A 14,976-nucleotide genomic window follows, 5' to 3' on the forward strand; every position below is an offset into this window, starting at 1 on the left:
TGAATCTCAACCTCAAACTATAATTAAGCTAAATGTGTACTTTAACTATTCTTATCAGGTTCTGACAAAAACATTTAGCAATATGTTTTCCTTATACAAACACAAAATATACTTGTTCTATGACAAGTACTATGATTTGCACAAAAATACTCTTTTTTCATTACAATATTACTATTCAATCATTTAATTTCAAATTGTTATGTATTATAATATTATTAAAAAAACAAATGAATATTTTTTTCCTATTCATTTGTAAAGTGGCAATAATATAAATTCTGTTAAACTCACCTTTTTTATTTCAGTATTATTTATGTTTTTTTTGTTTGTTCTTTAAAATATTACATTAACTGTAATCTTAGAACTAATCTATTTCTAACTTACACTATGATTTTTTTTTTAGAAATTACAGACAGTAATTAAAACAAAACTATTTAGGGCTAAGAGTTGATTAATTTTTCCCAATTACATTAGTTGCTTAACATTCAGATTTTTAATTATTCTCATTTATTTTCGCCACATGAAAAAAATTTTGGTGATTGGTCAAACTCCTCCCCCTTATCATGGACAGGCCCTAATGACAGAGCGACTTATCAAAGCTAACTTACCTAATATTAAGATTTATTTTATCAGACTATCTTTTTCAAAAAACATTAGCGATGTCGGAAAAGCAGGACTCTCAAAGGTATTTCATATGGTCGAGGTTATAGTTAAAGGGCTATTTATAAGATTTAGATACGGAGTAAAGACATTATACTACATGCCTGCTGGCCCAGCGAGAACCCCTATCTTAAGGGATTTTGGGATTTTAGGGGTTCTGCGCCTTTTTTACCCAGCAGTTATATTTCACTTTAGAGCTGCAGGATTATCCAATTATGTAGACACCCAAAATCTACTAATTAAAAGAATTGCTAAATATGTTTACAACAAGCCAAAAGCAGCTATACAACTTTCATCATTGAACCCTCCAGATGGAGCATATTTTTCTGCAAAAAAAATATATATTCTTCCAAATGGCTTAGAAGACGAAGGAGAGACACGTTTAGAGTTAAGACAGAAAAACAATGACAATGACGATATTATTCACATACTTTTTGTGGGTATGCTTAGTGAAAGTAAAGGCGTAAAAGTTTTACTGGAAGCTGTGAATAAAATTAAGAATGAGAGAATAAAAGTCCATTTTGTCGGATCCTTTTCAACTCAAAGCTTTGAGAAAGAAGTTCAAGATTATTGCCACAAAAACAACCTTGATCATATAGTTAAATGGGAAGGGATGCTTCACGGTGAACCTAAATGGCAACAATTCATAAAAGCTGATATTTTTTGTTTTCCAACACACTATGAGTCAGAAGCATTACCAAATGTAGTTGTTGAAGCAATGATGTTTAGTTTGCCAACAGTAGTAACTAATTGGAGAGGTATTCCCGATATTATTGATGATGGCAATACTGGTTGGCTTGTTCCTCCCAAAGATGCTAATTTATTAGCTTTGAAACTATCACACTTAATCCATTCTCCATCTACAAGATTACATTTTGGAAATGCTGGAAGAGAACGTTACTTAAAAAAGTTTAAGCTCACACGCTTTTTGTCCGATATTGAAGAAATACTTAGTGTTGAAAGTCAATAATGAATATTCTTTTATCTGCTTTTGCATGCATGCCAAATCGGGGGAGTGAACCTGGAGTAGGGTGGAATTTTGCTTGTGAGTTATCTAAAAAACACAATGTATACTTAGTCACTCGCACTGAAAACAGATTAAGTATCAAAGAGTGGACAGATAAACACCCACACTCTACAGCTAATATTACTTTCTTTTACTATGATTTGCCTTCATGGTTCGGTTTCCGAGATCCTCGCTCCTTTACAATTTATTTTTTCTACTTTTTCTGGCAGGTAGGAATGTTCTTTCATGCTAAAAATTGGGTTAAAGACCACAACATACAACTTATTCATCACTTGACATATGGTGTATTCCGAGTACCCTCTCTATTAGTCCTCTTAAACATTCCTTTTATTTTTGGTCCAGTGGGTGGAGGTGAAAAGTTCCCTATTAAATTAAGATATGGTATTAAGTTGCGTCATCACTTATTAGATATATTACGAGATATAAATAACACCCTTTCAACAGTAAATCCATTATTATGGTTAACATACTGGAAAAGCACCTTGATTGTTTGTAAAACGCAAGAAACTCTAAACAGAGTACCAAATAAGTTTCACAAAAAATGTATCGTTAGTACTGAAATGGGACTTAATTATGTATCTAATGCCTCTCATGTAAAATCAAATTGTAAGAAACATGGGGTCAAATTGCTTTTTACAGGAAGATTAGTTTATTGGAAGGGGCTTCATCTTGTATTTGAAGCCTTTGCTGAAATTATAAAGGATTTTCCCTTATCAGAGCTTACAATAATAGGTAACGGTAAAGATAAAGAATGGCTTACTGATAAGTCAAAAAGCCTTGGTTTAACAGCAAATATAAAATGGGTCAATAGTATTCCTCAAAATGAGTTATTTGAATTGTATTCAACCTTTGATATGATGGTATTTCCTAGCATGAGGGAAGCTGGAGGAAATGTAGTTATTGAGGCTTTAGCATATAATCTCCCAGTAATTTGCTTAGATCTAGGTGGTCCTTCCCAGGTAGTAAATAACAAATGTGGACGCATTATTTCTACTAAAGGAAAAAATAAATCCCAAGTTATACAAGAGCTTTATCAGGAACTACACCATCTCATTAAAGATAAGAGAACTATTAATAAGCTTAAAAAAAATACAAATAATTATGCAAAACGATTTTTAATTAATACAACTGTAGAGAATATCTATAGTAATGATATTCTGACAAAAGCATTGTCCTAATGTGATGTTACATGTTTCTTTCTTATATTCTTATTTAAAAGTAACATTTCATATTCGTTAGATATAAATTCTACTTTTTTTCTCCATGTGTTCTTTTCTGCAAAATTTCTACCCCTCAGTGACAGAAGCTGTCTATACTTTTTATCTACAGCTAGATTAACAATGTTTTCCTTTAACTTAAGAATTAAGTTATCTTCTTTAGGATTTACTTTTATACAAACTCCTTCTGGAATCAGAGTACCTGCACCGTGCTGATCAAGTGTAATAACTGGTAGACCACATGCCATTGCTTCTAACAATTGAATACCAAAAGCATTCCTTAAGGGACAAAAGATAAGTATGTCATAATTCAAATAATAGTTCTTTAGGGCACCATATGATATCATCCCTACAAATGAGACTTTCTCACTTAAATTATTCGTTCTTACAAAATTTTCGTAGTCGGGTCTCATAGGACCATCACCTACAATAGTAAGTTTAATATTTTCATATTCTTTTAGGTTATTAAATACTTCCAAAACCAAAGATAAGCCTTTTTGTGGTAAAAATTTCCCCACCCACAAGACCTGAATTTCTTGACTTTCTTTATTCTTTGAATAGGCTTTAGGCATAAAATCTTCTGATATTCCACAATCTAAAAAAAGCTTGACATTTTCTGCACCAAGACTTTTTGCTAAGTCTGCAGTATCACAGCTAGTAGTTAACAATAAGGATGCTTCAGATGCTGCTTTTGTATTTCTAAGTACATTCATAATGAAAAAGCTAGTTAACTTTCTTAATGATTCTCTAAAGAATCCAACTGTAGAAAACTTTTTAAGCTCTGCTGGTATCTTTTCCCCTCCCCCTACTGGGCCAAAGACAAAAGGAATAGGAAGCTTCCACATGAATGATCCTAATTGCAAAGATCCAAATGTAACATGATGTACTATATCAAAAACTATATTTTTGTGCATTTGAACAGCCATTCTATAGGCATATAGCTGCCAAAGGATATAATGAAAGTAAGAAAGTGGAAAGATATTTAACGTTTTTGTTGACTCCACCCACCTAGGGAGAAATATGTATATAAAATGTAGATTCCTAATTTTCAACGAAAGCATTTTTTTTTCAATTTTGCTTTTGTTGTTACTGGCTGTTAAACAATAGACTGTATTACCTTCTTTTGCTAACTCTATGGCCCAGTTCCACCCACACCCTGGTTCACTTCCAGAATCAGGCGCACATGAATATGCTGACAATAGTATCTTCATTATAATAATTTTAGCTTAAAAAATTGGGCTAATACCACTTGAGAAAAATGAATATATAAATATATCACTGTTTATCTTCTCCATTTCATTTTATTAGTAACACAATCAGCACAAAATAGTAATAATTAATTATGTCATCAAATAGTTTTAAGTATAATGAAAAGTTATAATATTCACATATAACATTCTTTTAAAAACAAGTTTAAAAACAGTCTATTTGATTTTATTTATCTTAACAAAAAAACAAAAAAATATATATTGAATATCAAAACTTTGATTCATTATATTTTTTCTAGAGTGTAAATATTGATTTAATATGTATCTGAGCTAATTACTTTTGAACATTCCAGCTATTTTTAACATCCTACGCACTGGTTTAGCTATTGTTAATACTATTAAACGATAAAAAAGTATGTTACTTGGTGTAGATTTAAGTTTAAATCCTGTGTTCTTATTGATAATGTAAAAATATTCCTTTGCCCCTATATTGATATGATCTCCAGAAATGGATTTGTTAGTGTCATGCCATCTAAAAGCTGCAAAACAATCATTAACAAACTTAAATTTATAGGGTTTATACAGCAACCTTAAAAAGAAGTCCCTATCCATACATAAATGTAAATCTTTGTCAATCAAATTACCGTCGTCAATAATCTCTTTCTTGAAAAAGAATGAGGTGGACTGAATAAAGGTTATAAAGAATCCTAACCATTTTACTGGATAGTGAGACCTTAGTGTTCTAATAACATCACCTGAAGAATTAATAAACTTAACATTAGAATAGATTGCATCGGCATTGGTATTACTAAATTGTTGATTTACAACCTGAAAAGTATTGGGGTAATAAAAATCATCAGCATTTAACCATCCTATTATTCCTCCAGTGGCCAACTTAAAGCCTTTGTTTAAAGCATCACTTTGCCCCTCATCTGGTTCTGAGATTATTTTAAGATGAGGGTATCTTTTAAGAATTTCAGAGGTCTCATCACTTGAACAATTATCTACTATTATATGCTCAAAGTTTTCATAATTCTGATTTTTAACACTTTTGATAGCATCTTCTATAAACTTACCTTGATTAAAAGATGGGGTGACAATGGATATTTTAATAGGTTTCATTTTCGGTAAAGCGGGTTAGGGTACTTAGGTCTAATTTTTTTTGAAACAGTGAAATGTAGGCTTCTGCAACAAATTTCGAGTTATACTTTTTTAGTACACTATTTCTAGAATTTGTTTGTAATGAAAGTCTCCTTTCATCTTTTTCAATAATCCAATTTATACCTTGTGCTAAATCTTTGGTATCATAGGGCTTAGCTAGATAACCATTTTCTTCATGTGTAATTAAGTCGCTGTTTCCTCCAATATCAAAAGCTGCTACAGGGGTACCGCAGGCTAATGACTCCATTATAACATTTGAAAGGTTTTCATAAATTGAAGGAACTACAACAACATCCGCAGCAGAGTAAGCTGCAACAAGCGATATGTCATCTACCAGCCTTCCTAAATAGTGTACTTTATGTTTTGCTTCAAATATCTCTTGAGGTTGAGAAGCACCCAATATGACTAGCTCTAGTTTGCCTTTTGGCAATGCTCCTACTGCTTCCACAAGTTTGTTAAAACCTTTTATCGGACTACTCTGATTCATAGCTCCAAAGAGCACAAGTCTACCCTCTACAGGTAAATTTAATAATTTTCGCGCGCTTGTTTTATCTAACGGTTTGTATATATGCGTATTGATTGGGTTTGGAAGCACAACAATATCATTTTTATTGAACAGGGCACTTTTTCTAGCACATTCTGCTAGCCAATTACTAAGTGCAACTACTGTTATGTTGCATTTTCCATAAGAGTTTTGCTTATGCTCAAACAAAGTGCTACTTAAATCATGAGCTTTATTAGAACTTAAAGCTGGACATTTACCACACTTACTTTGATAATTTTCGCATTCCATAGCATAATGACATCCTCCCGTAAAAGGCCACATATCGTGAAGAGTCCAAAAAATTGGATAGTTTATATTTTTAAGTTGATTCATAGAAAAAAAACCATCACCTACCCAATGAAAATTAACTATGTCTGGATCTATTTTTTTAATTTTTTGGCTAATAGAGTACAACGAATATGTTGTAGAAAAAACTCTTCTGCTTTTTTTTCTACTTATATAATTAAGATAAAGACTATTTAAACTAGGTGTAACTTTTGAAAGTATTGTATCTTTTATTCCTTCGGGTCCTAATATCCTATCTTCAGTAGTAGTCTTTGACAAAACTAGCATATAGGAATCTATGCCACTGCTTAAAAAACTTTGGTGCAACCGATAAGCAGCTTTTGCAGCTCCGCCAACCTTGTCACGAGTACTTATAATTAAGACTTTGAGATTCTTTTTCATGATCAAAAGTGTTGTAGACAGCATACTTCACTGCTACTGATAAAACAATCAATAAAGACAATACTACCCATCCATGTACAGTATATGCATTCGCAATCATTGACCAAACGAAGAATTCAATCCATGTACAAATTAAAATAATTATGAGAGACTGATATTTTCCTCCATTGCTACGCATATATAACTTTATCAAGGAAAAGAAAGGAATAGATAGTAGTAACGTAATTCCGATTACACCAATAATGCCCCAATTTACATAAGCCCAAACAAATGTATTGTGAGGAGATTCTATTTTTTTATTGTTTAGGATGTTTACTGCAACTATATCCCAACCGTTACTACCATTACCAATTATAGGAGATTCTTGAGTAGTATATGTTAACATTGGAATCCATAAATGTGCTATACGGTATGAAAATGACCCTCCTACTTCTTTACCCGAGAGTACTTTTTCTGACTGTTCGAATACTCTTAAATCTTCTTCAAATTTGACTTCTATATATTCAGATACATACGAAAAGCTTACTATGAAAATAACGCCAGCAATTATTGTTGATAGTATAAACCTTCTTTTATAGAGGATAAAGTACAATATTGGTAATATGAGTGCAATTATAAAAGCTGAGCGCGTACCATTGTAAATTAATGCTACAATAAAAAGAATACTAAGTATTAGAATCCAAACAGGGTATTTACGTACTTTATATAAGGCCAATAGAAAAAAAGTTGTCATGAAGTGCGCATCTTCATTTGAAGCATGTAATAAAAAATGTAAGCGATGCTCATTGTATAAAAGTGCAGACACAGGATCAATACCTGACTCTATAATTAAATAAGGATAAAAAATAAGTACTGTTACAAAAAGTATTAGCGATATTTTTACTATTGTATTTATAGTATGCTCAGGATGATTAATTGCACTAAACAAAGATACTATAATGAACGAAAAATAGAAAAAATACTTTACAGCACCCTGTAAGTTGAAGCTTTTATCACCTAATATAAAAAACTGTACTCCTACCAATATAACAAAGGCAATAGCAATCAAACTAATCCCTTTTTCATAAGTAAAGATAAATGAAAACCGACTCATTTGGTGAAGTAGAAATATACTTAATATCCCTAAAGACAATACCCTTATATAGCCTTCAATACCAACTTCTGAACTAACTTCACCTAAAGCGTTAGACTGTATTATAGGCAAAAAGAACCTTGTGAGTAATAATATTAGTAATAGTTTGTAAGCTATATTAAAACTTTGACTACTCTTTGAATTATCTATTCCATCCATCTAAAAGGTCCATTAATATGACTTTTTTCAATTTCTTTTTAAAAGTCAAGTCGTAGTATGTTTTGAACTCTGATAGCAATGTTTCACATACCTCAGGCTTATTTGGTAGCGAAACTTTTTTAGAGTCAACGTTTAAGTTTACTGCATATTTATCAGTTACATCACTATGGCTTCCACTACCATCAAATCCAATATTTGAAACAAGTGATTGTACCGGGTAAATAGTATATGCTTTGTTTTTGTATTGTGCATAAGTAAAGCGTATTGACCAAGAGTCAAGTTTACCTTTCATTTGCTTCCAAAGCATCCAGCTTAGATCTTCACCTCCAATATTAAATTCTTTTCTTTTTCTTTTATTTCCAATAAAATTTTTGAAGTCCAAGACTTCCCAATCTACTTTTTCCCATCTATCTTTCCATGTTCCCCAACCCCATGAAGAATTTCTAGGGTTTTTGTAAACTTCTATATTAGTGCCCTTATGGTTTTTTACAATAGGGTGATAAGCACTTATTGAAAATATATCTTTACATTCTTTGTATTTATCCAAACAGTCATTCATGTACCGTAAAAAATATGGACTACAAATAATATCGTCCTCCAGAACAATTACTTTCCCTTCTTCTTTAATTACTTCAGATACTCCATGAATAATATTATATGCTAAGCCCCTATTACATTCTCTCTCAATAAGATAAACTTTTTTAAAACCATCAATTTCCCTAAGGGAGCTCCTTAATTTTTCCACAACGGGCTTCTCTTCAGGTGTACGAGCTGCATCTGAGTATATGTATAAAATACTATCATTTGCCTCCATACAGTTTTTTAAAGCTTCAATAACTTTCAATGTATGGTCTAGTCTTTTAAATACAAATAGGACAATTGGAGCCATCAGGAGACTAATAAGGTTTTAGAGGATTGGTATTTCCATTTAGTTAAATCTTTATTAATCAGCTTTTCTAGATTTTCAATGTCGGCTTTGTAGTAATCATATAGTTTTTGGTGGATCTGATTATTAAGTTTAGGCTTCTCATTTTTGAATAAATTTGAAAGTATAACTTTATCTATTCCCTTTATTAATTTGCATGTTACACCTTCTACAAAAGATTGATCTTTATAATGACATCTAGTACGGTCCGAATTATAATTATACTTTAAATTGTTAGCTATTCTAACAAAACTTTGACGCTTAATTGAGTAAATTACTTTTTGTGGAGTTTTATTAATTACAGAATTAGGATTAAACGAATCATCGACTCCAATAAATTGATAGACCTTTTTGATAATTTTAAATTTATCATTTTTTAAATCATCATAGAGAAGGATCAGTATCTGGTCTTTAGAGAAGTATTTAAAATACTCTTGTAGATGCTTATAATAAAGACCAAACTCTAATACTTCAGGGCTACGCCCATATTCGCTTTTATCCTTGTTTAGTATTTTTTCTATTCCTTTAGAAAATTCCAAAGGAGGTAAAAATCCATCTTTCATATAATGATAATAAGCTGAAACAAGACGCACCACTGGATTACGTAGTATAACTATTAGTTTAGCTTTTCCTATTTCATTTGCTAACCTTGATGCATATTGAGAGCTTCCGAGCAGATTAGGACGTTTAATTCCCCAAACTAAATCACTGTTTTGGTTTTTAAAGAGTTCATTTAATTTTTGAACCCCTCCTTCTAAATAATCAGGATCCTCAAAGTAAGGGATTTCACCCTCTGGCATAAAAACCTGAGGGTGAGCCGCTAATATACTCTGAATGTAAGTAGACCCTGATTTCTGTCCTCCTATAACTGCAAACTCTATTCTCATAATTTTTACAATTTTGTTACTTCAGTTTGTTCTAAAACAAGCTCGTCAACGATTAGCTACGCTATAGTCTTCAGTATCTTTAAACATTACTCTAATCTGCTTTATAACTCTTGGTACAAGACTAAAGAGGTTAAGAGATTGAATAATTAGTCTTACTTGCCCTCTATAATGTTTATTAATAAAAAGTGGCGCAATAACTACGTTTAGTGCAAGTGTAATAAGAGTTGCCATAGCGGCACCAATTATGCCGTATGTAGGTATTAAAAATAGGTTTAAGAAAACATTCACAAATGCACCACTACCCTGAATAAAGACGCCAAATTTTTGCTGTTTTTCAATTACTGCCCACTTCCCTCGAACCACATTTAAAAAACCAAATACCGCTGACCATATATGTATAGATAACACCTTACCTGTCATAAGGTATTCTGGACCATAAAGTAACTCAATGAACCAGTCTGATAGAAAAGAAAAAGGGATGGCTACACTTAAAGAAAGAATAACCATTATATCGTAGAGCATATGCAATTGCTCCTTAAACCTTTTTTCAGATTGCGCTTTTGTTTTAACAATTACAGGGAATACAGAACTCATAATAATAATAGGAATAAAGTACCATACATCTGAAATTTTTGCTGCAGCAGCATAATATCCCACTTCCTCATCTCCTAACATCTGATTAATCATAACTTGATCAACTTTCATATGCACTGATACTACTAACCCTGTAATAATAATAGGCCAACATTCTTCTAATAAGTAAAAAATTTTTTTCTTACTGAACTGCCATCTAAAAAGGCTATTGCCTTGTTTTTTGTAAAAGAAAAGAAGTACTACTGAAGTAATAGCATGCTCTATCATGTATACTAATGCAAAGTATACCAAAGGTGCTTCAAGCCATATAAGTGCTACTTTGATAGCTGAAATACTTAACAATGAGGTTGTTCTAGCAATCGCCTCATATTTGGAAAGTACTTTAGACTGAAAAAAGAAGCCTATTATATCAAATGTCTTAAACACAATCCCCAACCCAATAATTAAGACTACTATTTTTGTAGCGGCATCTAATGTCATTAATTGACTAGTACAAAACACTATTAAGAGTAAAACCAAACTCCCCCCTAGTTTCATAAGAAAAGCACTTCCCATAAAACTGTTATGTTCCTCATTGTGCTCTACTAACTCTTTAACCAATACATTTTGTAGGCCTAAATTTGCAATAGCAATAAAAAGGGCTATAAAGCTGATACCAAAGTTTAAGATTCCATATAGTTTAGGACCTAAATAACGAGCTACATACACCCCTACTGCTAATGTAACAGCCATCATTATCAAGCGTTCAAAAAACAACCAAGACATATTAGCAGAAACTTTTTGCAGCATATCGCTTTTCATGAGTTTAAGCCATACTCTCTTGCTTCTCTGGATTGCAGTTATCATACTTTGTGGTACGAGGTTATGTTTTTTCTGTATCCATAGTCATTGTCTGTAGAGGTACCTACACCGTTGTAAATTACATACAGATTCTTTACTTCTCTTTTTTCGAGCATCTTAACTGTAGACTGATATACAGATATAGAAGTGAGCTTTTGTCTTGCAATCAATATGTTTACATCAAATAAAGGCTCCATGAACAGATAGTCTGCTATATAGCCAATAGGAGGAGTATCAATAATAATATATTGATACTTGTGTTTAAGAGAGTTAAGTAGGTCATGAAACTTTTTACTCTCCAATAACCCAGAGGGGTCAGTATAGTTAACACTACCTGGACTTAACATTTCCAAATCAGCAATTTGTGTCTTTTGAATAACCTCCTGCAAATTTGCTTTATCTGCTAGATAATCAGATATACCCGGAACTGGTTTTACATTGAAATAATTATTGAGCTTAGGACGATGTAGGTCACTTGACACTATTAATGTCTTTCTACCAGACAAAGCAAACGAAGTTCCTAAATGTGCAGTACAATAAGTCTTTCCTTCTCCTTCTTCGGATGAGGTTACTCCTATAATTTTGCCTTCATTTCCCTCAAAAAATCTAGTCAAATGTAAACGTGCAAACTTAAAACTTTCACTAATAACTGGGTCTTTAGAGATAAATTGCTTTTTGTTTTTTTTCTTTTCTAAAGGAATAACTTCTAACACCGGAACATTAGCAACTCTTTGCAAGTCTTCAACACTACTAACATTTTCATTAAACATATCCTTTATTAGGATAAAACCTAACGGAAAAAATAAACCAGAAAAAACAGCCAAGAATAATGCTTTCAAAGGGTTAGGTGATACAGGCTTATCGCTAATTTTTCTTGCCTCATCTATTAGCATTTTATCACTTACGTTAGCTGCTATAGCAATACCTGCTTCTGCTTTCTTTTGTAGCAAATAATTATAAACATTATTATTCAGTGTAAACTTTCTTTGAATATCTACTAAATTTCTTTCACTTTGAGGGAGCTTATTAAACTGTCTCTCTATAGTTTGTATATTTCTCTTTACTTCACTAAGAGCTAATTGAGTAGACTTAATCTGATTGTCCACGTTTTCTTTTAATGCCTCTCTTGCATTATCTATCTTTCTATTTATTACCTTTAAAACAGGATTGTTTGTATTTGAACTATACTCTATGGATACTTTTTCTCTATTTAACTGTGATAGCTCAATTATTAAGTTACTTAATAGCGGGTCGTCTATACCCACAGAGGCAGGAGCAATTACATTATCAAAGCTAGGATCGTTGCTTAGATATTGAGCCATATTTTTATAATACTCGTACTGTATTCTTAATTTTTCTTCTTGCACCTCTAAGTCACTTAAACGTTTAGTAAGGCGCTCCGATTGCATGCCTATATCTACGACATTATTTGTGGTACGATATTCTTGCAGATTGCTTTCAGCAGTTTTAAGAGAGTCAGAAACGACCGATAGTTGATTATCGATAAACTGTATTGTCTTAACTCCATATTGATTCTTAGTTGCCAAGTCAAAGTCTATATATGACTTTATAAGTGTATTTATGAAGTCTATCTCCTTTTCTATTACTGACCCTGAAGTCGAAACTTCAATAATATTAGAATCTTCAGTAAGTTTAACGACTTCTAAATTTTCATAGTAATGTTTTATAACATCATCTTTTGTACGGATAATAAAATAATAATTCTCACCTACATCCATATGAGAAATACTTTTACTATCAACTACAAATTTCACAAATTGACTTTCTAACGTGTCATTGATATTAATAACTTTTAGTAACTCTAATTCTTCAAGAACCTCTTCTTCCATCTTATCATCAAGCATATTGTAAAGCTGCACATCATCAGCATCTATCCGTACTTGAAGTTGCTGTTCATCAATTCTCGTTAAATAAATAGGGACATTAATAGGTTGTACATTAGCAAAATCCAAATAAACACCTATTCTATTGTACAATTCTTCTGAATGATCTATGCCAAAGAAACTTCGTTCATGAAAATAACTAGTAGTAAAATCTAATTGAGAAATAGCTTTTTCAACCATAAAAAATGAAGATAACAGTCCTATTTCATCATCAACTTCAGGTGTCCCACCAAGAGATGCCAATGCAGCTGTTTCAGCTTCTAACTTAGGTTGGCTTTGTCTATCACTTAACTTAACAGATGCAACAACTTCATATACCGGAGAGGTAGTCTTTAGATATACCAAAGCGAAAGTAGTAGTAACAATTAAAGAAATAACAAAATAATACCACTTATTGACACAGCTTTGAATAATTACCTTAAAGTTAAGATTGTCTTCTAGAAGGTTTCTTTTCATTTTGTAATTTTTGAGTAGCTGAACTTAAATGAACAAGCAACTTTATATAGTTTGAAATATAACTGAATACCTAACACGGCATATTGAAAAAATACTCTTTAAAATGGAATGAAGAGCATGTTATAGAAAAGGTTCTACATCCAATAAGACCAAAACCTCAAAATCATTAAGTGCAATTTTTTATTTGTATTTTTACTAATAAAAAATGATCATCTCATTTTGGCTTAATGACAATAAAATTAATATAATTGAACATTTCTTACATATTTTTTTAGACAAAAAACTTATTTCAACTAATTTTGATACTTATTACTTTTAAGTAAATAAAATACAAACCTACAAAACAATTCTTGCAAATGATAATAAACATTGCTACACAACGGTAAATTTATTATTAAATTTTTAAGCCTATAACTATTTATCTTTTGTTTCTTATTTAGAATAAAGTATCGTAAATATATTTAAAACTTACTTTAATTTTTTTTTATATTTTTTTGAACTTATCACATAAATGATAAAAATAATGTTATCTGATTATATTTTTTTCTTATTTAAAAATTACAAATATTCCACTTTTTAACTCTTGCTATTGGATTAGATTATGCAGCCGCTATATAATGACAATTCATTGTTTGTTTCAGTAATAATACCTGTCTTCAATGACTCTTACCGCCTTAAACTGTGTTTACAAGCTTTAAAGAATCAAGTTATATATAATACCCAATTTGATTATGAAGTTATTGTAGTAGATAATAACTCTACTGAAAATATTGAAGGTCTCTGTGGTGAATATGGCGCCCGATACATATTTGAATCTGCCAAAGGATCATATGCAGCTAGAAATAAAGGAGTGAGTGTTGCAAAGGGACCATTTCTTGCTTTTACTGATTCAGATTGCATACCAGATACAAATTGGCTTGAGTCAGGTCTTTCTAAATTAGCGATCCATCCTGAAATTGGCTTACTTGGAGGTAGCATCAAACTATTTACGAATAATACAAACCTAACTTTAGGCGATATTTTCGATTTGAGCTTTGCCTTTCCTCAAAAACACTATGTAAATCACAACCATTTTGCAGCCACTGCAAATATGTTTACAAGAACAGAGGTTTTTCACAAAGTTGGCATGTTTGCAAGTAGCATGTATTCTGGAGGCGATTATGAGTGGGGGCGGAGAGTATTTTTTGCTGGCTATAAACAACACTTCTCAGGTAATACAATTGTTAAACACCCTACTCGTAGCTCAATTAAAGAAATAATAAGAAAAAGTTATAGAGTAAATAGAAACTATAATACGAAGCTTCAAAATGACAGGACAAAAAATATTCGTTTGTTCAAGTACATACTTGAGCTGCTTGCATTTCCTTTAGCAATAACAAGCTCAATAAAGAAAGTAAAATCTTCAAGTATTTTAGATCAACTTTCAATATGGCAAAAAGTAAAACTTGTCACACTATTGATCTGTATATATTACGTCAAGACATATGCAAAAATCAAAGAATGGATAATGCTAAAGCTGAATTAATCTGCTCTTAGCAGTTCAGAGAGTAACTATAAAAAAAGGTAGGGGTATAATGC

General features: G+C 31.6%; 11 protein-coding genes. 3 read left to right on the forward strand and 8 right to left on the reverse strand.

The genetic code is table 11. From position 1 onward, the window contains the following. Positions 1 to 517: 517 nt before the first annotated feature. Both PZB74_RS04095 and PZB74_RS04100 read left to right on the forward strand, forming a co-directional pair. Positions 518 to 1,627: a glycosyltransferase family 4 protein gene (locus tag PZB74_RS04095; RefSeq protein ID WP_302241009.1), complete on the forward strand. Its 1,110-nt coding sequence runs from the start codon at positions 518 to 520 to the stop codon at positions 1,625 to 1,627. Next, on the forward strand, positions 1,627 to 2,862 hold the full coding sequence (locus PZB74_RS04100) for a glycosyltransferase (protein WP_302241011.1): 1,236 nt from the start codon (positions 1,627 to 1,629) through the stop codon (positions 2,860 to 2,862). Before PZB74_RS04095 ends, PZB74_RS04100 begins: the two co-directional genes overlap by 1 nt. On the opposite strand, the gene PZB74_RS04105 is transcribed toward PZB74_RS04100, so the two are convergent. The 8 genes from PZB74_RS04105 to PZB74_RS04140 form a co-directional block, all read right to left on the reverse strand. After that, positions 2,859 to 4,112: a glycosyltransferase gene (locus PZB74_RS04105; protein ID WP_302241013.1), complete on the reverse strand. Its 1,254-nt coding sequence runs from the start codon at positions 4,110 to 4,112 to the stop codon at positions 2,859 to 2,861. The genes PZB74_RS04100 and PZB74_RS04105 overlap by 4 nt on opposite strands. A gap of 327 nt (positions 4,113 to 4,439) precedes the next feature. Then, a complete protein-coding gene (locus PZB74_RS04110; RefSeq protein WP_302241015.1) occupies positions 4,440 to 5,231 on the reverse strand; it encodes a glycosyltransferase family 2 protein in 792 nt (263 codons plus the stop codon). Further along, positions 5,218 to 6,501: a glycosyltransferase family 4 protein gene (locus tag PZB74_RS04115; RefSeq protein ID WP_302241016.1), complete on the reverse strand. Its 1,284-nt coding sequence runs from the start codon at positions 6,499 to 6,501 to the stop codon at positions 5,218 to 5,220. Before PZB74_RS04115 ends, PZB74_RS04110 begins: the two co-directional genes overlap by 14 nt. Beyond that, positions 6,461 to 7,792, reverse strand: a complete 1,332-nt coding sequence (locus tag PZB74_RS04120) for an O-antigen ligase family protein (RefSeq protein WP_302241017.1) — start codon at positions 7,790 to 7,792, stop codon at positions 6,461 to 6,463. The genes PZB74_RS04115 and PZB74_RS04120 overlap by 41 nt, the downstream gene beginning before the upstream one ends. Further along, positions 7,776 to 8,681, reverse strand: coding sequence for a glycosyltransferase (locus PZB74_RS04125; RefSeq protein ID WP_302241019.1), 906 nt, complete (start codon positions 8,679 to 8,681; stop codon positions 7,776 to 7,778). Before PZB74_RS04125 ends, PZB74_RS04120 begins: the two co-directional genes overlap by 17 nt. Then, on the reverse strand, positions 8,681 to 9,604 hold the full coding sequence (locus PZB74_RS04130) for a sulfotransferase domain-containing protein (RefSeq protein WP_302241021.1): 924 nt from the start codon (positions 9,602 to 9,604) through the stop codon (positions 8,681 to 8,683). Before PZB74_RS04130 ends, PZB74_RS04125 begins: the two co-directional genes overlap by 1 nt. Positions 9,605 to 9,649: 45 nt before the next feature. Continuing rightward, positions 9,650 to 10,999: a flippase gene (locus PZB74_RS04135; protein WP_302241023.1), complete on the reverse strand. Its 1,350-nt coding sequence runs from the start codon at positions 10,997 to 10,999 to the stop codon at positions 9,650 to 9,652. A 41-nt stretch (positions 11,000 to 11,040) separates the two neighbouring features. Continuing rightward, the gene (locus PZB74_RS04140) at positions 11,041 to 13,398 is read right to left on the reverse strand and encodes a GumC family protein (RefSeq protein ID WP_302241025.1); all 2,358 of its coding nucleotides are present in this window, start codon (positions 13,396 to 13,398) and stop codon (positions 11,041 to 11,043) included. Positions 13,399 to 13,999: 601 nt separating this feature from the next. Between PZB74_RS04140 and PZB74_RS04145 the strand changes: the two genes are divergently transcribed. Then, a complete protein-coding gene (locus tag PZB74_RS04145; RefSeq protein WP_302241026.1) occupies positions 14,000 to 14,923 on the forward strand; it encodes a glycosyltransferase family 2 protein in 924 nt (307 codons plus the stop codon). The last annotated feature ends 53 nt before the right edge of the window (positions 14,924 to 14,976 follow it).

The sequence above is a fragment of the Porifericola rhodea genome, assembly GCF_030506305.1.
Taxonomy (GTDB): Bacteria; Bacteroidota; Bacteroidia; order Cytophagales; family Cyclobacteriaceae; genus Catalinimonas; species Catalinimonas rhodea.